At 71.9% G+C, this 19,811-nt stretch carries 19 protein-coding genes; 11 read left to right on the top strand and 8 right to left on the bottom strand.

The window, feature by feature from the left end:
• Positions 1-110: 110 nt before the first annotated feature.
• The 3 genes from radA to Apa02nite_RS34485 form a co-directional block, all read right to left on the bottom strand.
• Entirely contained in the window at positions 111-1,529 is a 1,419-nt protein-coding gene (gene radA / locus Apa02nite_RS34495; RefSeq protein ID WP_067700136.1) for a DNA repair protein RadA, read from the bottom strand.
• Positions 1,530-1,562: 33 nt separating this feature from the next.
• On the bottom strand, positions 1,563-2,243 hold the full coding sequence (locus Apa02nite_RS34490) for a hypothetical protein (protein WP_203828802.1): 681 nt from the start codon (positions 2,241-2,243) through the stop codon (positions 1,563-1,565).
• Between the two features lie 103 nt (positions 2,244-2,346).
• On the bottom strand, positions 2,347-3,174 hold the full coding sequence (locus Apa02nite_RS34485; protein WP_203828801.1) for a UbiA family prenyltransferase: 828 nt from the start codon (positions 3,172-3,174) through the stop codon (positions 2,347-2,349).
• A 122-nt stretch (positions 3,175-3,296) separates the two neighbouring features.
• Here Apa02nite_RS34485 and Apa02nite_RS34480 point away from each other — a divergent pair, with 122 nt between their 5' ends.
• The 3 genes from Apa02nite_RS34480 to Apa02nite_RS34470 are packed head-to-tail and all read left to right on the top strand — an operon-like array spanning position 3,297 to position 5,580.
• Positions 3,297-4,049: a methyltransferase domain-containing protein gene (locus Apa02nite_RS34480; protein ID WP_203828800.1), complete on the top strand. Its 753-nt coding sequence runs from the start codon at positions 3,297-3,299 to the stop codon at positions 4,047-4,049.
• An 8-nt stretch (positions 4,050-4,057) separates the two neighbouring features.
• A complete protein-coding gene (locus Apa02nite_RS34475; protein ID WP_203828799.1) occupies positions 4,058-5,128 on the top strand; it encodes a type III polyketide synthase in 1,071 nt (356 codons plus the stop codon).
• The gene (locus tag Apa02nite_RS34470) at positions 5,125-5,580 is read left to right on the top strand and encodes a DUF6023 family protein (RefSeq protein WP_203828798.1); all 456 of its coding nucleotides are present in this window, start codon (positions 5,125-5,127) and stop codon (positions 5,578-5,580) included. Before Apa02nite_RS34475 ends, Apa02nite_RS34470 begins: the two co-directional genes overlap by 4 nt.
• Positions 5,581-5,737: 157 nt before the next feature.
• Here the strand turns inward: Apa02nite_RS34470 and Apa02nite_RS34465 are convergent, their stop codons facing one another.
• Positions 5,738-6,511 (bottom strand): hypothetical protein, encoded by a 774-nt coding sequence (locus Apa02nite_RS34465; protein ID WP_067700153.1) that lies wholly within the window; start codon positions 6,509-6,511, stop codon positions 5,738-5,740.
• A 335-nt stretch (positions 6,512-6,846) separates the two neighbouring features.
• Between Apa02nite_RS34465 and Apa02nite_RS34460 the strand changes: the two genes are divergently transcribed.
• The 6 genes from Apa02nite_RS34460 (at position 6,847) to Apa02nite_RS34435 (ending at position 13,335) form a co-directional block, all read left to right on the top strand.
• Positions 6,847-7,332, top strand: a complete 486-nt coding sequence (locus Apa02nite_RS34460; protein WP_014447856.1) for a CarD family transcriptional regulator — start codon at positions 6,847-6,849, stop codon at positions 7,330-7,332.
• 46 nt (positions 7,333-7,378) lie between these two features.
• Positions 7,379-8,083 (top strand): 2-C-methyl-D-erythritol 4-phosphate cytidylyltransferase, encoded by a 705-nt coding sequence (ispD, locus tag Apa02nite_RS34455; protein ID WP_203828797.1) that lies wholly within the window; start codon positions 7,379-7,381, stop codon positions 8,081-8,083.
• Between the two features lie 937 nt (positions 8,084-9,020).
• Positions 9,021-9,509 carry a 2-C-methyl-D-erythritol 2,4-cyclodiphosphate synthase gene (gene ispF, locus Apa02nite_RS34450; RefSeq protein ID WP_067700156.1) on the top strand — a complete coding sequence of 163 codons (489 nt, stop codon included), beginning with the start codon at positions 9,021-9,023 and terminating at the stop codon, positions 9,507-9,509.
• A gap of 336 nt (positions 9,510-9,845) precedes the next feature.
• The gene (locus Apa02nite_RS34445) at positions 9,846-10,976 is read left to right on the top strand and encodes a tetratricopeptide repeat protein (protein ID WP_239164751.1); all 1,131 of its coding nucleotides are present in this window, start codon (positions 9,846-9,848) and stop codon (positions 10,974-10,976) included.
• 238 nt (positions 10,977-11,214) lie between these two features.
• Positions 11,215-12,153 carry a hypothetical protein gene (locus Apa02nite_RS34440; RefSeq protein ID WP_203828796.1) on the top strand — a complete coding sequence of 313 codons (939 nt, stop codon included), beginning with the start codon at positions 11,215-11,217 and terminating at the stop codon, positions 12,151-12,153.
• Positions 12,154-12,186: 33 nt separating this feature from the next.
• Positions 12,187-13,335, top strand: a complete 1,149-nt coding sequence (locus Apa02nite_RS34435) for an outer membrane protein assembly factor BamB family protein (RefSeq protein ID WP_203828795.1) — start codon at positions 12,187-12,189, stop codon at positions 13,333-13,335.
• 6 nt (positions 13,336-13,341) lie between these two features.
• Here Apa02nite_RS34435 and Apa02nite_RS34430 read toward each other — a convergent pair whose 3' ends face one another.
• Positions 13,342-14,481, bottom strand: coding sequence for an ROK family protein (locus tag Apa02nite_RS34430; protein ID WP_203828794.1), 1,140 nt, complete (start codon positions 14,479-14,481; stop codon positions 13,342-13,344).
• Between the two features lie 46 nt (positions 14,482-14,527).
• On the opposite strand from Apa02nite_RS34430, the gene Apa02nite_RS34425 reads away from it, so the two are divergent.
• Positions 14,528-15,748, top strand: coding sequence for an MFS transporter (locus Apa02nite_RS34425; protein ID WP_239164750.1), 1,221 nt, complete (start codon positions 14,528-14,530; stop codon positions 15,746-15,748).
• Between the two features lie 94 nt (positions 15,749-15,842).
• Here Apa02nite_RS34425 and hisC read toward each other — a convergent pair whose 3' ends face one another.
• Genes hisC through hppD form a run of 3 tightly spaced genes read right to left on the bottom strand, consistent with a single transcriptional unit; the run spans position 15,843 to position 19,158 of the window.
• On the bottom strand, positions 15,843-16,925 hold the full coding sequence (gene hisC, locus Apa02nite_RS34420) for a histidinol-phosphate transaminase (RefSeq protein ID WP_203828792.1): 1,083 nt from the start codon (positions 16,923-16,925) through the stop codon (positions 15,843-15,845).
• The gene (locus tag Apa02nite_RS34415; protein WP_203828791.1) at positions 16,922-17,989 is read right to left on the bottom strand and encodes an RDD family protein; all 1,068 of its coding nucleotides are present in this window, start codon (positions 17,987-17,989) and stop codon (positions 16,922-16,924) included. The genes hisC and Apa02nite_RS34415 overlap by 4 nt, the downstream gene beginning before the upstream one ends.
• Before the next feature lie 50 nt (positions 17,990-18,039).
• Complete coding sequence (gene hppD / locus Apa02nite_RS34410; protein ID WP_157441799.1) at positions 18,040-19,158, bottom strand: 4-hydroxyphenylpyruvate dioxygenase; 1,119 nt, start codon at positions 19,156-19,158, stop codon at positions 18,040-18,042.
• 134 nt (positions 19,159-19,292) lie between these two features.
• Here hppD and Apa02nite_RS34405 point away from each other — a divergent pair, with 134 nt between their 5' ends.
• Positions 19,293-19,778, top strand: coding sequence for an Lrp/AsnC family transcriptional regulator (locus Apa02nite_RS34405; RefSeq protein ID WP_203828790.1), 486 nt, complete (start codon positions 19,293-19,295; stop codon positions 19,776-19,778).
• The last annotated feature ends 33 nt before the right edge of the window (positions 19,779-19,811 follow it).

Raw genomic sequence — 19,811 nt, 5'->3', positions numbered from 1 at the left:
CTTGGAACCATCGCGGTCGAGCGGCACCGGTACAGTCTACGAACCTTCCTCCCGGGCAACGAGGCATGGTTCGATGAATGCTCCGTAGCGTGATGATTCGTCACTCTGGGTCACCTCGTGCTGTGGCTGGCTGAAGCCTTGGCCGCGTTCTGCAGCGCCGACCGCAGGTCACTGACCTCGATCACCCGCATGCCCTTGGGCGCGCCGCCCTCGGCGCCGTCACCGCAACCCGGCGGCACCAGGGCCACCTTGAAACCTAGCCGGGCCGCTTCGGCCAGCCGTCGGCCGACCGCGCCCACCCGGCGGATCTCGCCGGTCAGCCCGACCTCGCCGATCGCCACCAGGGTCGGCGCCATCGCCAGGTCCAGCCCACCGGACGCGACCGCGAGGGCCATCGCCAGGTCCGCGGAGGGCTCGGTCAGCCGGATGCCGCCGACGGTGGCCGCGAACACCTCACGGTTGTAGAGCTTGAGCTGCTTGGTGCGCCGCTCCAGCACCGCCAGGACCATGGCCAGCCGGGCGCTGTCCAGGCCGGACACCGTGCGCCGGGGCGAGCCCTGCACCTCGGCGCCGATCAGCGCTTGCACCTCGGTGACCAGCGCCCGCCGGCCCTCCATCGCGACCGTGACGCAGGTGCCCGGCACCGGCTCCTGATAGCGGGTGAGGAACAGCCCGGACGGGTCGGGCAGGCTGGTGATGCCGCCCTCGTGCATCTCGAAGCAGCCCACCTCGTCGGCCGCGCCGAACCGGTTCTTCACCCCGCGGACCAGGCGCAGCGAGGAGTGCTTGTCGCCCTCGAAGTGCAGCACCACGTCGACCAGGTGCTCCAGCACGCGCGGGCCGGCCACCTGACCGTCCTTCGTGACGTGGCCGACCAGGACGACGGCGAGGCCGCGCTCCTTGGCGATCGCGACGAGCGTGGCGGTCACCGCGCGGACCTGGGTCACCCCGCCAGGGACGCCCTCGGTGCCGGGCGCTGACACGGTCTGCACCGAGTCGAGCACCAGCAGGCCGGGTTTGACCGCGTCGAGGTGGCCGATCACCGTACCCAAGTCGTTTTCGGCGGCGAGGTAGAGGCGCTCGTGCAAGGCGCCGAGCCGCTCGGCCCGCAGCCGGACCTGGCTCACCGACTCCTCGCCGCTGACCACCAGCGAGGGGGTGCCGGCGCCGCTGGCCCACTGCTGGGCGACGTCGAGCAGCAGGGTCGACTTGCCGACGCCGGGCTCACCGGCGAGCAGGACCACCGCGCCGGGCACCAGGCCACCGCCGAGCACCCGGTCGAGCTCGCTGACACCGGTCGGCACGGCTTTTGCCGGGGCGGCGCTGATCTGTGAGATCGGGCGGGCCGGCTCGGACGGCATCCGGGAACTGACCACCCGGCCGGTAGCGCCGACGGTGACCGTGGACTCGATGATCGAGCCCCACTCACCGCACTCCGAACAGCGGCCCAGCCATTTGGGTGGCTGGTGGCCGCAGGCATCGCAGACGTAGGCCGGCCGGGCTGCTTTGGCACTGGTGCGTGTGGTCACCCGGCCAAGTTAGCCGCCCGGTACGACACAACGTCACTCGTGCTCGGTGTTCTCACCCTCAGCGGCGGGCCCACGGGAGGCCGGGGTGCCGGGAACCGCGACCGGCGCCTGGATGGTCAGGTCGGCCGCGCCGTTGCTGAACGAGAAGACCAGGTTGACCTTCTCACCCGGCTTGAGGTCGTCGCTCAGCTTGATCAGCTGCAGCTTGGCGGCGTCATCGGGCTGGTACACCGCAGAGCCGAGCGGAGCGATCTTGATCTGCGCGGCGGTGACCGTCGGCGTCGGCGTGCTGGTGGGCAGCGCCGGAGCGGACGGCTCGAGCGAGGCGGAGACCGAGGTGGAGGTCGAGACGGCCGGGGCACTGACCGGCGGAGCCTCGGTCACGAAGCCGACCTGAGCCGCCGAGACGACCTGCGGCTGCTCGATCGCGGCGCTCGTGATCGAGACCGTGACCTCTTTCTCGGTCTGGTTGAACAGGCTCAGCTCGAGCGGCGCGTTGGCCCCGCTCTTGTAGCCGGCGATGCCGTTGTACTCCACCTGGGCGTTGCGCACGAACACGCTGCCATCGGCGGATTCCGCGTTCACCCCGGCAATCGGCGTGTTAAGGATGGCGGTCTCGGCGACCTGGCCGGCCGAACAACCGGCCAGCGCGATGATCCCGGTCGTGGCGACACCCGCGACCAGGGCGGCGCGACGGGTTCCCAGCGAGCGCATCACGATCCTCCAAATAGCGACACCAAGGTGTGAGATCAGCCTAGTGGGCGGCAAACGGCCGTGTGCGCCGACCCATCCATCCGGTCCCGCCGTTCGCCGGGGTTCACACCACCGGCCCGCTGAAGATCAGCAGGACGACGTCGATCAGCGCCACCACCAGCACCGCACGGAACAACGCGACCGGGCGGCCACGGGCGCGCCGAGCCGCGTACCAACCGATCGGCAGGACCACGGTGGCGGCTGCGGCGCCCGCCCACCCGGACCACGACGGCGCTCCGGGCGGTCCGAAGACCAGCGTGCCGGTCGCGGCCAGCAACAGGACGGCGGCGGCCAGCCGGGAGGCGCCCGCGCCGATCCGGTGCGGCAGGCCGCGGATCCCGGTCGCCGCGTCGTCGTCCAGGTCGGGCAGCACGTTGGCGAAGTGCGCTCCGGCGCCGAGCAGCGCGGCCGCCGCGACCAGCCAGGCCGGCGGCGCGGGATGCCCGGGCAGCGCGACCACCACGAACGCCGGCAACAGACCGAAAGCCACCAGGTAGGGCAGCACCGAGAGGGCCGTCGACTTCAGCGGCCAGTCGTAGAGCAGGCCGACGACCGCGGCGACGGCGATGGTCACGGCCGGCAGCGCGCCGAGCGGCAGTGCCACCACCGGCGCGGCCACGGCCGCGATCAAACCCGAGATTCCCACGGTACGACCGGACACCGCGCCACTCGCGATCGGCTTGTCGAGCCTTCCGGTACGACGGTCCCGGTCGGCGTCCAGCCAGTCGTTGACCCAGCCGACCGCGAGCTGGGTGGCGGCCACCGCCAGACCCACGCAGAGCAGCCGCCATCCGCGGTGCCCGGCGCCGAAGGCGAGCAGCGTCATCGCCGCGGTGACGGCCGCGCCGGGTTCCGGGTGCGACGAGCGCAGCAGGGCGAGCGCACGGGACATGCCCTGCAGTCTGCGGGTGACCGGGCTTTCGTGCCACGGGGTGCACCCGGTGATCGTCCGGTTTCGCACAGCCAGGCGCTCTCCGGTGGTGGTCGCGCGCCAACCGTGTCAGTCTCGATCACATGCTGTCGATGCGGCGTAACGATCCGTGCCAGTACGACGACCTGGCCGGCGAGTGGTGGCGTCCCGGCGGCGGGTTCGAGCTGCTGCACTGGCTCGCCGCCGCCCGGGCCGAGCTGATCCCGCCCTCCGCCGCGCCGGGCCGGATCCTGCTGGACGCCGGGTGCGGCGGTGGCCTGCTCGCCCCGCACGTGCGGCACCTGGGCTATCGGCACGTCGGCGTCGACCTGCGCCGGTCCGGGCTGGCCCTGGCCGGTGAGCGGGGTGTGCTGCCAGTGGTGGCGGACGTGTCGGTGCTGCCGTTCGCCGACGACATCGCCGACGTGGTGGTGGCCGGCGAGATCCTGGAGCACGTCACCGACCTGAGCGGCACGGTGGCCGAGCTGTGCCGGGTGCTCCGGCCCGGCGGTCTCGTCGTGCTGGACACCGTGAACGACACCGCGCTCAGCCGGTTCATCACGGTGACCCTGGGCGAGTGGTCCGGGGTGGCACCGGTCGGGTTGCACGATCCGGCGCTGTTCGTGACGCCTCGCCGGGTGCGGGCGGAGTTCGCGCGGCACGGGGTGCGGCTGGCGGTGCGCGGGCTGCGGCCGAGCGCCGGCGGGTTGGTGCGGTGGCTTGCCCTACGACGTACGCCGAACGGCCGCCCTCTCGGCCGGATGGTGACCACCTTCTCCACCGCGGTCCTCTACCAGGGTGTCGGCCGCAAGGCCGCCGCTCGCCCGGCGCCGCTCGCCTCGCGTGCACAGTGGTAGGTGACGGCGTGCCGGCAGCGGTGATCACCGGGCTGGGTGTGGCGCTGCCGCCGTCCGCGGTGCAGGACGACCTGTGGGAGGGGTTCTTCGCGCAGCACTACGCGGGCGGCCGCTCCGGGCTGGCCCGGCGGATCTTCGCGAACTCCGGGGTGATCACCCGGCAGGCAGCGGTGAGTCCGCTGCTCGAGGACGTGTCCGGCTGGTCCACCGAGCGCCGGATGCGCCGGTACCAGGACGAGGCGGTGCCGCTGGGCCGCGCCGCCGCCGAGCGGGCGCTGGCCGACGCCGGACGCGCCGCGTCCGACTTGGGACTTTTCGCGGTCTGCTCGTGCACCGGCTACGCCACGCCCGGGCTGGACATCCTGCTCGCCCGGGATCTGGGCATGTCACCGAACGTACAACGGCTCTTCGTCGGGCACATGGGCTGTTACGCCGCGTTGCCGGGGTTGGGTGCGGTGAGTGACTTCGTGGTCGCCCGGGGACGCCCCGCGCTGCTGCTCTGCACCGAGCTGACCAGCCTGCACATGCAGCCGGCCGGTACCGGCGCCGCGGACGTGCAGCAGATCGTCTCGCACGCGCTGTTCTCCGACGCGGCGGCCGCGGCAGTGCTCACGCCAGGCCCGGGACCCGGCGCCGGATACGCCGTACGAGAGGTCGCCGCGGTCACCGACACCACCACGGCCGGGCACATGACCTGGGAGGTCACCGACCTGGGCTTCCGGATGGGGCTGTCGCCGGAGGTGCCCGCGGTGCTCTCCGTACACGTGCGCCGGCTGGTCGAGGACCTGCTCGGACGGCACGGGCTGACCATCGGGGAGGTGGACGGCTGGGCGGTGCACCCGGGCGGGCCGAAGATCCTCGACGTCGTACAGGAGCACCTGGGGCTTGACGACGAGGCGTTGGCGGCGTCACGGGGTGTGCTCTCGGCGTACGGAAATTGTTCGTCACCCACAGTGCTCCTGGTGGTGGACGCGCTGCGCCGTAGGGCGCAGCCACCGCGCCGGATCGTCATGCTCGCGTTCGGCCCCGGACTGACGCTCTACGGCGCGCTGCTCGAGTTCTCTACAGTCGCAGCGTGAGCGGCGAACGGGGACGCGGCGTGATCCTGCATGGCCTGGCGGTCCTGCTGGTCGTCGCGGGCGGGATCTGGTGGTGGCGTGCGGAACCCGCCGTGGAGTCCGACCCGCGGCTGCTGACCTGGCGGCTCGCCGCCGAGCAACTGCTCCCGGAAACCGAGGACCAGGAGAAGTCGGACACCCTGGCGCTGGCCGCGGAGGGCGAGTACGACGAGGTCGCCGCGCTGGACGGCGGCGCGTTCCTGGTCTCGGTGGTGTGCGCCGGACCAGACGACAGCCGGGTCCGGGTCAGCCTCGGGGATGACGACTCGGGGCGCGGGCTGCGGTGCTCCGGTTCGCGGACGCCGGAGGTGTTCAGCGTCGGGGTGGGCACCGAGCTGCATCTGCGGGTGGTGGTCGACCAGGTCGGCCCGGTCATCTTCCGCTACACGCTGCAGCGCAACGAGATCGGCTGACCCGCCTGGTTCTGCCGCGGCCGCCTCGCCTGCCTCGCTTGCCGCCGCTGCCTCGCTTGTCGCTGCTGCCTCGCTTGCCGCGGCTGCTTCGTTTTCGGCCGCGATCTTGGCGAGTTCGGGTCGTCTTGAGGACGCAAGTCCTCAAGATCGGGCTGGGTCAGAGGCGGGCGAGGTCGGGCTGGATCGTGGTGACCGAGAGGACGTGCGTGAAGGTGCGCAGGATGCGACCGGTCCCGTTGACCAGGATGGCGGCGCCGGTGCCGTCCTGCGCCGTCAGATGCAGGTGGTCGCGCAGGGCGCCGGCCGGATCCTGCAGATAGCGCACGTTTTTACCGTCGGACCGGGGTGCCTGCGCGGTGGTGAGCCGAGTCTGCGAGGCCGCGATCGAGGGCACCGTGGTCGACACGACGACCACCGCGATGTCGGCTCGAACCACGGCGATCGTGTCGGCGACCAGCCCCTCGCAGTCGCAGCCGTCCGTGATGATGACTACCACGGGTAATTGCCCGAGCAGCGGCACCGTCCGCCCGTCGGCGGCGACCAGTTCGAGCGCGGGCAGCTTGTCGGTGGGCGCCGCGGTGGCCGCAGAGGTGCGCTGAGAGGACGGCTGGCGCCCCGGCCCGGGCCACGCCGACGCGAACAGGCTGGCCACGGTAACCATGATCGCCATCGAGATGATCAGGACCGGCGCACGCAGCATCAGGGTGCCCGCCTTGCGCAGCCGGCGCACCGCGGGCCGGCGCGCGAAACGCTGCCAGCCGTTGGGCGGCGGAGCCAGGTGCAACTCCGCGCGCACGGCTTCGACCTCGTCAGACAGCTCGGACAGATCGTCCGGGATGACGATGACGCCCCACTCCTCAGGGAGGTCGGGCAATTCGTCCGACGACCCGCCGTCGGGCGGCCAGCCGCCGTTGTCGCTCGCGCCTGCCATGACTCAACCTCCCCCCTGGCCGACCAGATCGTGCTTCGGTCGGGGAACTTCCGTCCAGCGTCTCGCACGCTACGCCGCATCGCCAGTGCTGGGGCAGTGTGGACCTCAGCGATACGCTTGATCTCGCAAAGCCATCAGGTCCGGAATTTCCGACTCAGTGGTTCGACTCGTGACGTCCTGGTCACTTTGTGTTACTAAGGCAGCTTCCCGCCCTGGTGTCAAGCGGTAGAAAGCCCCGTCACAGGGCCTCTGAGCTGCACTAACAGTGACCGTCAGGGCGAGACACCGTCGCCTGAGCGTGTTACCCTAGACACAGCGAAAGGGGTTTCGAACCTATGGTTTTCAGTGTCGGCGAGACCGTTGTTTACCCCCACCACGGGGCCGCACTCATCGAGGCAATCGAGACTAGGGTCATCAAGGGCGTTGAAAGGCAGTATCTCGTTCTGCGTGTCGCCCAGGGCGATCTGACGGTTCGGGTGCCCGCTGAGAATGCCGAAGAAGTCGGCGTGCGCGAAGTGGTCGGCGAGGAAGGCCTGGGCAAGGTCTTCGATGTCCTCCGTGCCCCGCACACCGAGGAACCGACCAACTGGTCGCGGCGCTACAAGGCCAACCTGGAGAAGCTCGCCTCCGGTAACCCGCTCAAGGTCGCCGAGGTTGTTCGTGACCTCTGGCGTCGCGAGCGCGAGCGCGGTCTGTCGGCCGGCGAGAAGCGCATGCTCGCCAAGGCCCGCGACATCCTGGTCGGCGAGGTGGCACTTGCTGAGAAGAGCACCAAGGACGAGGCTGAGGTCCTGCTCGACAAGGTCCTCACCGAGGCCTGATCCAGCGACGCATCCCTCACAGCACGTGAAAAACGACGACCGCGACGTGACCGCGCAGCTTAATGCTCGCGGTGACGTCGCGGTCGTCGTTCCTGCTGCTGGTGCCGGTCTCCGGCTCGGTCCGGGTGGCCCGAAGGCGCTGCGTCTGCTCGACGGCGAGCCGTTGCTCGTGCACACCGTGCGCCGGCTCGCCGCGGCACCCTCGGTCCGGATGATCGTCATCGCCGCTCCGCCCGCCGATGTCGAGGCGGTGCACTCCCTGCTCAGCCCGGTTGCTCCGGTCACCGTGGTGGCGGGTGGCGCCGAACGGCAGGAGTCGGTGGCCGCGGCACTCGCCGTGGTACCCGACGAGGTCGCGATCGTGCTGGTCCACGACGCGGCTCGCTGCCTCACCCCGCCCTCGGTGGTCGAACGGGTGGCCGCGGCCGTCCGGGCCGGCGCCGACGCGGTGATCCCGGTCCTCCCGGTGGTCGACACGATCAAGGAAGTCGCGGCCGACGACACGGTGCTGGGCACCGTCGACCGCTCGGTGCTCCGGGCGGTGCAGACCCCGCAGGGCTTCCGCGCTTCGGTGCTGCGCGCCGCGCACGCCGCTGCCGCCGACGCACACACCGACGACGCCGGCGCCGTCGAAAAACTCGGCATCCCGGTCCACTGCGTCCCCGGCTCCGATCTGGCCCTGAAGATCACCCGCCCGATCGACCTGGCCCTCGCCACCCACCTCCTCACCCTCCCCGACCCGGACGCCTGACCCTGACCCCGGCCCCAGCGCCGCGCGCCCGGCAACCGCGCGTTGCACGCTGATCCCGGACCCCCGCGCCGTTCGTCCGGCGACCGTGCGTTGCACGCTGATCCCGGACCTCCGCGCCGCGCGTCCGGCGACCGCGCGTTGCACGCTGACCCCGGGCCCTGCTGGCGTTGACGGTCGCCTCAAGAAACCCGGGACAGCCGTCACCGCCAGCCGGATGCCGCCAGTCGGAGGCCGGACATCGCAGCTGGTCTTGGCGGCGGGGAGACAGCTGCCAACGCCAGCCGGGGCCTGGTGGCGCGTTGCGGCCGGGGGTGTAACCGGTGTAGCGCGGCGGGCAGCCACGCGCGGTGAGCGACGCGCCTCCCGCATTTCGGCTGGCCCTCAGGGGTGTCTTGAAGCCTCGAAGGCACCTCCCAGAACCAGCTGGGGTTGGGCGCGCTGCAGCCTGCGGTGGCGCGGTTGGGCGGCCGTGCACCGTGAACTGGCCATGTTGGTGTTGACGAGTGCCTTCACCAGTGCGAATGCGGTTGTGGTCGTCTCGCGAGGTGGTGTGCGCCTTACGCGCAGTGGGTTTCAGTGGCCGCGGGCGAAGTCGTCGTGCTGCTCGAGTAGGTGGGGCTGGTCGTCCCGGCCGTCGCAGGGGCGATGTGGGGACGCGATGCCCGTTCGCGGACGTCTGCCGCCCCCAGGTGGGCGTTGAGAGTCCGCAGAACCCGATCGCGTGCCGCCGCCGCCCCGCCACAGCACGTGGTGGGGGTCCGCAGAACCCGATCGCGTGCTGCCGTCGCCCCGCCAGCACCGATCGCGGGCCCCACCACCTCGCCGGCGGTAAACGAGTACTCCCCGGGAGGCTGAACGAGCGCCCACGCACGGTTGTGAACGTGGAGCGGGCACGGGACCTCGGATGGCTGGCAGGGTGGGTGGCTAGGGTGGCTGGGTGATCATTCCGCGGGTGGGTGTTGGCACTGACGTGCACGCTTTTGATGCTGAGCGGCCCTGCTGGGTGGCCGGTTTGGAGTGGCCCGGTGAGCCGGGACTCGCTGGGCACTCGGATGCGGATGTGGTGGCGCATGCTGCCTGTGACGCCCTTCTTTCCGCGGCCGGGCTCGGTGACCTGGGCAGCAACTTCGGGACCAGCCGGCCGGAGTGGGCCGGGGCAGCCGGGGTGACGCTGCTGGGTGAGGCGGCTCGGCTGGTGCGTGCCGCTGGGTATGCGATCGGGAACGTCTCGGTGCAGGTGGTGGGGAACCGGCCGAAGGTCGGCAAACGGCGGGCGGAGGCGGAGAAGGTGCTGTCCGCCGCGATCGGCGCGCCGGTCACGGTCTCCGGGACCACCGCCGACGGGCTGGGACTCACCGGGCGGGGCGAGGGACTGGCCGGCATCGCGGTGGCACTGATCTACAACGAGGCCCCAGCAGCCAACTAGCCGCGGCGATGCCGGGTGGCGAGGCCCGGCCTCTGGTTGCCGCGATGCTGGGCGAAAGGCTCGGCACCTGGCTGCGGTGATGGCTGGTGGCGAGGCCCGGCTTCTGGTTGCCGCGATGCTGGGCGGAGGGCTCGCCGTCTGGCTGCGGTGATGGTTGGTGGCGAGACGCGCTGTCTGGCTGCGGCGATGGCTGGTGGTAAGGCTTGACCTCGTCGGTGAGCTCTGGCGCAAGTATGGGAACGGGGGCTGGACCAGCGACGGTCCGGAAATGGTGCGGGTGGGGGCTGCCTGACCCCGGTCCATGTGATTTACAGCTAGACCGCCTACGCTCCGACTGTGCCCGCCCCTATGGAGTCCGACACCACGCCGGAGGAACACCGCCAGCGTGCGCTCTTGCTCGCCGACCTCGGACGTTACGACGAGGCCACCGAGGAGATCGCGGCCGGGCTGAGTGCCGCGCCCGACGAGTCCGCTCTGCTGGCCACGCTGGCCCGCATCCACCTGGCCGCCGAGCAGCCGGTTGAGGCGCTGGCCGCCGCCGATCGTGCCGCCGGTGCGGAACCGGGGACGCTGCCCGCTCTCGTGGTGCGGGCGATGGCGCTCACCGACAGCAGGCGGTTCGGCGAGGCGGCGGGGATCGCCGGCGAGATCCTGCGGACGTGGCCCGAGGATGCGTACGCGCAAAGGACCGGAGCCGCGCTGCTCAGTGAGTCGCGCAACGGTCAGGAGGCGCTGAACGCCGCGTGGAACGGCGTCCGGGTGGCGCCGGCCGAGGCCGAGGCGCACCTGGTGCTGGCCGTGGTCGCGGCCCGGCTGCGGTTGTTCGACCTGGCGCAGCGGGCGTACGCGGAGGCGCTCGACCTGGACTCGGCGATCGGTGACGCCGGGCTGGACGTGGGTGTGGTCCGGTTGGAGCGCCGCCGCTGGGCCCGGGCGCTGGAGGAGCTGGCCGAGGAGGCGTCGCTGGGTGCCGCCCCGCCGCCGGACGCGTCGGCGCCGGAGGGCTATCCGGTCGAGCAGACGGCCAAGCCGGTCCCGCCGAAGTGGTCCGAGCCACCGGCGGTCAGCCGCCCGCGCAAGCCGGTGCTCGACGTCTCCGCGGCCTCGGGTGACGCGGTCCTCGAGACGATTCGGTACGGCGCCAACGGCACCCTGGTGGCCGCCGTGATCACCGCCTCGATGACGCTGGTCAGCGCGGGTATCTCGCGGGTCTGGGCGGGGCTGATCGGCGTGCTGGTCTTCGTGGCCGTGGTGCTCTGGTTCCGCAGCCGGCTGTCCGAGCCGGTCGGCCGGGTGCTGTCCCGGCTGCGGTCCGGGGATCGGTGGCTGGCTGCCGCGCTCTACCTGACGTTCGCCGCGCCGCTGTTCCTGGTGGCGTATGCCGCGGTCGGTGGCCTGCCCACGCTGCTGGCCTGCATGGCCCTGGCCGCGATAGCCGAAGCCGTGGTGTTGATCGGCCGCCGCTGACCGGCGCAAGAGAAAGCCAGCCGCACGCGAAGGCTGGCCCGAATGAAGAGCACGCGAAGGCCGGCCCGCAAGAAGAGCATGCGCAGGCCGGGCCGCAAGGAGAGCACGCCAAGGGCCAGGCCGCAGGAAAAGCACGAGAAGGCCGGGACGCAAGGCACAGCACGGGAAACGCGGGCCGCGAGGGAAAGCCGAGCCGGAGTGTTGTCCGGTTCACGTATGGTCCGTTAGGTTCGAAATCGTGGCGACGCTGGTGCCTCCGCTGTATGCCGGGATCGTCGATGACGCGTCCCTGCTACCACCAAGCCCGACCGGCCTCGCCGACGCCGAGGCGAAGTTCCGTGAGCACGCCGGGGCGTGGTATGCGGGCCTGATCGGCGCTCTGCTGGTCCCGGCCTCGCTGGTCGGCTCCGAACCGCTGCCCGGGCTGGCCGCCGGGCTGATCGCCGACCTGCCGATCGGGGTGCTGCCGGCGACCGTGGAGAAGCTGCGGGCCGCGGGCATGGTGATCAAGCACGTCGAGGCCGCGGTGGCCCGCCGCGGCGAGGACCCCCAGCCCGGCCTGGCCAGGCTGCAAGCCTTCGCCGCCGGAGAAGCCGCCCGAGAAGCAGCGGGAGAAGCCGCCGACGAGGCCGCCCGAGAAGCTGCTGACGAAGCCGCTGGACAAGCCGCGGGAGAAGCCGCTGCCCACACCGGCATAAGGATCTGGGCCGAGATCCCGCTCAGCTGGGGGCTGCTCGGCGCCCTGGACACCGTCGCCGAGGCCCGTGCCGCAGGCCTGTCGATCGGCCCCAAGTTCCGGGTCGGCGGGCTGGCCGCCGAGCTGTTCCCGACCCCGGTCGAGCTGGCCGCCGTGATCTGCGCGTGCCGCGACCGGGAGCTGCCCTTCAAACTGGCCGCCGGGCTGCGGCACGCCACCCGGCACACCGACCCGGAGACGGGGTTCACCCACCACGGATTCCTCAACGTTCTGGTCGCCACGCTCGTCGCGGTGGACGGCGGGGAGGTGGCCGACGTGGCCGAGGCGCTGGCCGCCACCCATCCGGTCCCGCTCGTCGAGCCGGTCCGGTCCCATCGGGACACGGTCCGGCCGCTGTTCGCCGGGTTCGGCGCGGCGAACGTGGTGGAGCCGCTCACCGAGTTGGTCCGCCTCGGACTGATCAACGGTGGGTACGAGTGATCGGGCTGGACTGAACCTGGAATACTTCCGGCCGTGACCCGGGTGCTGCTGCGAGCTTCAGCGGCAGCGCTCTTGCTGCTGTCCACGGTTCTGGTCGGTTGGCGGATCCTGCGCCCGGCCGAGGTGCTGGACACCACGACCGCGGCGTACCCGCTGGAGGTGGTCACCGCGCCCGGGGTGACCGGGCGGATCCCGGTGGCGCCGCTGATCGTCGACGACCGGCTCCGGGTCTACGCCGCCAAGAACCAGGTGCGCGCCGACGAGCCGGTCTACGGCAAGGCCGTCTACACCACCCGTTGGTCGCTGCGCCGCTGGCCGGAGCAGCTGAGCGGGGTGGTGGCCGAGGGCACCACGGTGGTCAGCCGGTGGAACGACGGTCAGGTGATCGCGCTCGACGGTCGTACCGGAAAGGTCCTCTGGCGGGCGGACGGCCCGGACGCGCCGGATTTCGCCGGACACCGGACCGGCGCCGCGGTGGTCTGGAATCCGCCGGGTCTGCGGATCGCCGCCGGGATCGTCGCGGTCACCGAGGATCAAAACCTGCTGGGGTACGACCTGAGCACCGGCGCGCAGCGCTTCCGCGTGACGCTCCCCGCCGGCTGCGCTGACGCGTTCACCACCACCGGCGGCGCGTACGTCTGCGCGACCGGCGCCTACGACCTGGCCACCGGGCAGTCCGTGGCGAACTGGCCGGCCGGTCCGTTCACCCCGCTCGGCTGCCAGGTGGCGCACTCGAACTGTGCCGGCCTGCGGGACGCGGCCGGGCAGGGCTGGCTGCTCGGGCCGGCCCTGCGCCGCGCGACCGCCCTGGACAGCCCGGACGCCACCGTCGCGGCCGGCCTGGTGGTGTCGGCCGGCGCCGGCACGGTGACCGCGTCGGCGGACGGGACCGCACCGGCGTGGAGCTGGGCCGGTCAGGCGCGGGTGCTGGGCGGCACGTCGACGACGGTGCTGCTGCTGACGCCGGAGCACTGGCTGGTCGGGTTGGACGTGCAGACCGGCGCCGAGCGGTTCCGGTACCACCTGGCGTTCGGCAAGGAGGACGACGAGTGGGACATCGGCGGCCTCATGATCGCGGAGCACTACATGGCGGTTGAGCGGCTGCGCAAGGACGGCCCGACCGACCCGGAGTCGCCGATCTACTACTACAGCACCGACACCGTGCTGATGGCCGCCTACTAGGCGTTCTCAGGCCAGCCGGGGCAGCAGGGCGGTCCAGGCCTCCTCGGCGGCGCCCGCGATCGGGCCGTCGTCGCCGAGCGCGGCCGGCACGATCGGTGGCGGCGCGTCGCGGTGGATCGACATGAGGCCGTCCCGGTACGCCGCGTCGATCTCGGCGGGGACCGTGGCCAGCAGGTCGGCGCCCAGGCCCCCGAGCGCGACCAGGTCCGCGTCCAGCCCGTTGACCAGTCCGGCGATGCCCCGGCCCAGGGTCGCGGCGACCGCCCGGACCGCGTCGACCTCCGGCGGGTACGGCGGGGCGGCGGCCAGCGCCCGGGCCGCCGTGGTGATCACCCGTCGGGCGTACGTGATCGGGTCGACCGGGACCGGCTCGCCGAGTGACCGGGCCAGCGCGTGCCCGTCCACCGCGATGCCCCAGCAGCCGCGGGCGCCGCACGGGCAGCGGATCGCCGGGTCGCCGAACGGCATGTGCCCGAACTCGCCGGCCGCACCCCGCGCGCCGATCACCGGGCGGCCGTCCTCCACCACGGCGCCGCCCAGGCCCGCCTCGATCTGCAGGTACAGCGCGACGGCGGCGCCGGTGGCGGCACCCCGGCGGGACTCGGCGGTGGCGGCCAGGGTGGCGTCGTTGCCGGCCACGAACACCTCGGCGTCCGGGCAGAGCGTGGTCAGGTCGACGTCGAGCCAGCCGGCCGTGGTGGCGTCCAGGCGCCGGTCGCGGGAGACCGTACCGGGAGCGGCGACGCCGATCGCGCGCAGACGTGATCCGTACCGAAGACGAAGTTCCTCGATCGCGGCCCGGACCGCGTCGCGGACCTCGGCCCAGGCGGCGCCGGCGTGCCCTCCGCCCAGCGCGGCGGTGCGGGCGCCGCCCAGCTCGACCGCCTCGACCCGCCAGGTCTCATGGGTGATCGCGACGGCCAGGGCGAGCGGGCCGGCCGGGTGTGGCAGCAGCACCGTTGTCGGCCGGCCCCGGCTGCCGCTCGGCGCGGCCGGGCCCTGCACCAGCAGCTCCGCCCGGCTCAGCTTGGTGACCAGCTCGGTGGCCGCGCCGGTGCCGATGCCGAGCAGCCGGGCGGCGTCGGCGCGGGTCACGCCGGGGCTCCGGTGCACCACCCGGAGCAGTTCGGTGGAGCGCGTCGTCACAGCCGATCCCCTTCTTTTACTCTTCAGTGAAGCTTATTGTGCGGGAGTGAGCTTCAACCGCCCCGCGCTGGTCGTTCTCGGCGCCTCCGCGTTCTTCTACGTCACCGCCGAAACCCTGCCAGTCGGCCTGCTGCCGCAGATCTCGGCCGGCCTGCACGTCACCGAGGCGCAGGTGGGCCTGCTGCTGACCAGCTATGCCGTGGTCGCCGCGCTGAGCACCATCCCGCTCACCGCGCTCACCATGCGGGTCCCCCGGCACACCCTGATCGCCGCCACGGTAGCGATTTTTGTCGTCTCGCAGGCGGCCGCGACGTTCGCGCCGACGTTCCTGGTCCTCGCGCTGTCCCGGCTGATCTGCGCGCTCGCGCACGGGGTGTTCTGGTCGGTGATCGGGCCGATCATCGCCCGGATGGCCCCGCCGGACCAGATCGGGCGGGCCACCGCGCTGACGTTCCTGGGCAACTCGCTGGCCATCGTGCTCGGCGTGCCGATCGGCACCGCGGTCGGGCAGTGGCTGGGCTGGCGCTTCGCGGTCGGGATGATGGCGGTCGGCGGGGCGGTCTGCGTGCTGCTGCTGCTCGCGGTGCTGCCGAAGCTGCCGCCGCTGCCCCGGGACATGGCGGCCGGCTCGGCGGAACGACTCCGCAACGCCGTGCTGATCCTGCGGGACGGCCGGGTGGCGCGGCTCTGCCTGCTGACCGCGGTGCTGGTGATCGGGCACTTCGCGGCGTACACCTACATCGCCCCGCTGGTCCGCCGGGACGCCGGGCTGGACGGCGCCGGGCTCAGCGTGCTGCTGCTCGGCTACGGCGCGGTCGGGTTGCTCACCACGTTCCTGGTCGGCCGCTACGTCGACCGTAACCCGGGCCAGCTGCTGCTGATCCTGCTGGGCGCCCAGGCGGTGTCGGTGGCGCTGCTCGCCCCGGTCCTCGGCACCGTGCCGACGATCCTGGCCGCGCTGGTCTGGGGCGGGGCGTTCACCGCGATCCCGGTCTTCCTGGGCGCGGCGCCGATGCGGGTCGCGCCGACCGCCCGGGACGCGGCGTCGGCGGTCTACGTGGTGGCGTTCCAGATCGGCATCGGTGGCGGGGCGTTCGTGGGGGAGCGCTTCGTGACGAACGGCCAGCTGGGTGCGTTGCCGCTGCTGGCGGCGTTGCTCGCGGTGGTGGCCGGGATCCTGGTCTTCACGTCCCGGTCGGTTTTCCCGTTCCGGCTCAGCGCCGAGGATCACCACCGCACGTCCGCCGAGGCCGCCGCACCCCATTAACCCCCATTTGGTACGAGTAAGGAGCGCTCGTCCGTAGGCTACGAGCGCTCCTTACTCGTACCAAATCGGGTCTTTGTTGTGGTCTGGGGCGGAATCAGACCGTGAGGGCGGCTTCGGCGGCGGCCAGGAAGGCGTCGTTCTCCTCCTGGGTGCCGATCGTGACGCGGACGCCGTCCGGGTGGAAGCCGCGGACGATGACGCCGCGGGTCTCGCAGGCCGACGCGAACGACGCGGTGCGGTCGCCGATCGGCAGCCAGACGAAGTTGGCCTGGCTGTCCGGCACGTCGAAGGAGAGCTTGCGGAGCGCCTCGGTGACCCGCTCGCGTTCCGCGGTGACCAGGGCGCAGCGGCGGACCACCTCGGCCTCCTGGCGCAGCGCGGCGAGTGCCGCGGCCTGCGCGACCAGGCTGGTGGAGAACGGGGTGAGCACCTTGCGGATGGCCGCGGCCACCTCGGGCTGGGCGACCAGGTAACCCATCCGCATGCCGGCCAGGCCCCACGCCTTGCTCATGGTGCGCAGCACCACGACGTTGGCGCGGTCGCCGTAGGTGTCCAGGCCGTCCGGCACCTCCGGGTCGGTGACGAGTTCGCGGTACGCCTCGTCGAGCACCACCAGCACGTCCGACGGCACCGCGGCGAGGAACCGGTCGAGCTCCGGCTTGTGCAGCGCTGTCCCGGTCGGGTTGTTCGGGTTGCAGACGAAGATCAGGCGCGTCCGGTCGGTGATCGCCGCGGCCATCGCCGGGAGGTCGTGCCCGTGGGTCGGCGTGCTCGGCACCCGGACGCTGGTGGCGCCGGCCCCGGCCGCGATGATCGGGTACGCCTCGAACGACCGCCACGAGTAGAGCACCTCGTCACCGGGCAGGCAGGTCGCCTTGACCAGGATCTCGGCCAGCGCGACCGAGCCGCAGCCGGTGACCACCCGCTCGGCGGCCACCCCGAAACGCTCGGCGAGGGCGTCGCGCAGCGCGAGCACACCCATGTCCGGGTACCGGTGCATCTGCCGGGCGGCCTCGGTGACCGCCTCGACCACGCCGGGCAGCGGGCCGTACGGCACCTCGTTGCTGGCCAGCTTGATCGCCTCTTCGATGCCCAGGTCACGGGCCAGGTCGGCGACGTTGCGACCGGGTACGTACGCGGGCAGCGCGTCCAGGTCGGCGCGGGTCAGCCGGGTCATTCGGATCCTCCTGGGATGTCGCCGCGTGGCGCGGCCTCGACGGTCTGCTGAGCGCGCGGCGGCAGCGCGACGACGACGGTGCGAGCCGCCTTGTCGTGCCAGCCCTGCCGCAGGCGCGAATCGAACATGGGGGACACCAGGTACAGGAGCTGGGCCACGAACCCGACCAGGCACCACCAGAACAGTGTCCACATGCCGATCGGCGCCCACCGGGCGAACGCGCGGCGGAACCCGATCGGTTCGGTGCTGTCCAGCCCGACCACCTTGATGCCCATGATCCGCTTGCCGAGGGTCTGGCCGCGGCTGCTGGTCGCCGGGGCCTCGTAGACCAGCCAGAGCAGGGTGGCGAGCAGGAAGATGGCCAGCTGGAGCGTCTGCATCTTGGCGGTCGGCTGGACCATGTCCGGCTTCATGTCCGCGAGGACCTGGTCGTAGTACGTGTTGAAGATCGGCCGGAAGTCCTGCCACCACTGGTAGGCGAACCAGCCGTTGACGACGACGTTGAGCACCAGCACGGCGAAGATGTCGATCAGCCGGGCGACCAGGCGCTGGCCCAGCCCGGCGAGCGGCAAACCGTGCGGGCGAGCCTCGGGTGTGGGATAGAGGTAGGCGTGCGGCGGCTGCGCGTTCTTCCAACCCGGCGGAGGTGGTGTTCCGGGCGGCGGCTGCCAGCCGGGCGGCGGGACCCAGCCGGGCGGCGGACCGTACCCGGGCGGCGGTCCGTAACCAGGCGGCGGTCCGTAACCAGGGGGCGGACCGTAGCCCTGCGGCGGGCCTGGCGGTGGACCGTAGCCGGGCGGCGGGCCTGGCTGCGGACCGTAGCCGGGCGGCGGACCGTAGCTCGGCTGACCGGGCTGCGGGGGAGCCGCGTAGGGCGCCGGCGCCACCCCGGGCGGCGTCACCTCGGGTGCCGCCGCCTCGGGTTCCGCCTCGACCGCGGGTGGCCCGTCGGGCGGGACCGCGTCGGCCGGGATGGCCTTGCCCAGCCAGCCCTCACCGTCCCAGTAGCGCTGGGTGATGGGGTCGGCCGGGTCCTTGTACCAACCCGCGGGAAGGGAACTCATGCGCAAACCTTTACCACGTATGCCTGACGGTTCCCTGCGCGGTGGTGGCGTCACAGGTTGCCGCGCAGCTCCTGCTCCCGCTCGATGGCCTCGAAGAGCGCCTTGAAGTTGCCCTTGCCGAACCCGAGGGAGCCGTGCCGCTCGATCAACTCGAAGAATACGGTGGGCCGGTCCTGCACGGGCTTCGTGAAGATCTGCAGCAGGTATCCGTCCTCGTCCCGGTCGACCAGGATCTTGCGGCGCTTCAGCTCCTCGATCGGCGCGCGCACGTTGCCGATCCGGGCCCGCAGCTCCGGGTCGTCGTAGTACGAGTCCGGAGTGTCGAGGAACTCCACGCCGGCGCCGCGCATCGCGTCGACGGTGTTCAGGATGTCGTTGGTGGCCAGCGCGACGTGCTGGGCGCCGGGGCCGCCGTAGAACTCGAGGTACTCGTCGATCTGCGACTTGCGGGCCGAGACGGCCGGCTCGTTCAGCGGGAACTTGACCTTGCGGGTGCCGTCCGCGACGACCTTGGACATCAGTGCGGAGTAGTCGGTGGCGATGTCGTCCCCGATGAACTCGGCCATGTTGGTGAAGCCCATGACCCGGGCGTAGAACTCCACCCACTCGTCCATCTTGCCCAGTTCGACGTTGCCGACCACGTGGTCGACGGCCTGGAAGAAGCGCTTCGGCCGGACCGACACGATCGGCTCGCGGGCCACGAAGCCGGGCAGGAACGGGCCGTCGTAGCCGGAGCGGTCGATCAGGGTGTGCACGGTGTCGCCGTAGGTGGCGATCGACGCGAGCCGGACCGTGCCGTGCTCGTCCTTGAGGTCGTGCGGCTCGGTCACCCCGGTCGCGCCGGACTCGGTCGCGTGCAGGTACGCCGCGTCCACGTCCGGGACCTCGATGGCGATGTCCGAGATGCCGTCACCGTGCTTGGTCACGTGCTCGGCACCGGGCGCGCCGGCGTGCACCATGCCGGTCAGCACGAACCGGGCGCCGCCGCTGACCAGCACGTACTCGGCGTGGTCGCGGAAACCCTGCTCGGGACCGCGGTAGGCGACACACTTCATCCCGAACGCGGTGGAGTAGTAGTGCGCGGCCTGCCGGGCGTTCCCGACCAGGAAACGCAGGTGGTCGACCCCCTTGACGGGGAAGACATCGGCACGGCTCTTCTCGGGTTCCATCGCGTCCCTCCGGTTCACAGCGGCCGCCTCGTGAGCGGCACGTCCTGTGGCGAGGTTGACCCAGGTCACAGCGGTGGGCAAGAGTCGACCGAACAGCTGGTCAATCTGTGCAATAAGTAGAGGAGAGCCCGGGGATGACTGAGCAGACTGTCCAGCTCGACGAGCTCGACGCACGACTGATCACGCTGCTGCACGACGAGCCGCGGATCGGGATGCTGGAGCTGTCCCGGCGGCTCGCGGTGGCCCGCGGCACGGTGCAGGCCCGGCTGGACAAGCTGACCGCCCGGGGTGCGATCCGGGGCTTCGGGCCGGAGGTGTCGCCGGCCGCGATCGGCTTCGGGGTGATGAGCTTCGTGACCCTGGAGATCAGCCAGCGGTACGGGCACGACGCGGTGACGAGCCACCTGGCCGAGATCCCCGAGGTCCTCGAGGCGCACACCACCACCGGCGGCGGCGACATCCTGTGCCGGATCGTGGCCCGCTCCAACGCCGACCTGCAGCGGGTGATCGACAAGATCGTCGGCTACGAGGGCATCCGGCGGGCGCACACGATCATCGCGCTGGCCGAGCTGATCCCGTACCGGACGGTGCCCCTGACCAAAGCGGCAACTCGGATATAAGCCCGCGACACGGGCTTTCTACGCTCGCCCCGG

Source organism: Actinoplanes palleronii, from assembly GCF_016862315.1.
Lineage (GTDB): Bacteria > Actinomycetota > Actinomycetes > Mycobacteriales > Micromonosporaceae > Actinoplanes > Actinoplanes palleronii.
Note: the sequence above shows the minus strand (reverse complement) of the source record. Positions and strands in the feature narration are given on the sequence as shown.

Bases quoted from the DNA above. Each gene is read 5' to 3' on its own strand.
- Apa02nite_RS34490 (WP_203828802.1), bottom strand. From the start codon at position 2,243: ATGCGCTCGCTGGGAACCCGTCGCGCCGCCCTGGTCGCGGGTGTCGCC.
- Apa02nite_RS34485 (WP_203828801.1), bottom strand. From the start codon at position 3,174: ATGTCCCGTGCGCTCGCCCTGCTGCGCTCGTCGCACCCGGAACCCGGC.
- Apa02nite_RS34480 (WP_203828800.1), top strand. From the start codon at position 3,297: ATGCTGTCGATGCGGCGTAACGATCCGTGCCAGTACGACGACCTGGCC.
- Apa02nite_RS34465 (WP_067700153.1), bottom strand. From the start codon at position 6,511: ATGGCAGGCGCGAGCGACAACGGCGGCTGGCCGCCCGACGGCGGGTCG.
- Apa02nite_RS34460 (WP_014447856.1), top strand. From the start codon at position 6,847: ATGGTTTTCAGTGTCGGCGAGACCGTTGTTTACCCCCACCACGGGGCC.
- hisC (WP_203828792.1), bottom strand. From the start codon at position 16,925: ATGACCCGGCTGACCCGCGCCGACCTGGACGCGCTGCCCGCGTACGTA.
- Apa02nite_RS34415 (WP_203828791.1), bottom strand. From the start codon at position 17,989: ATGAGTTCCCTTCCCGCGGGTTGGTACAAGGACCCGGCCGACCCCATC.
- hppD (WP_157441799.1), bottom strand. From the start codon at position 19,158: ATGGAACCCGAGAAGAGCCGTGCCGATGTCTTCCCCGTCAAGGGGGTC.
- Apa02nite_RS34405 (WP_203828790.1), top strand. From the start codon at position 19,293: ATGACTGAGCAGACTGTCCAGCTCGACGAGCTCGACGCACGACTGATC.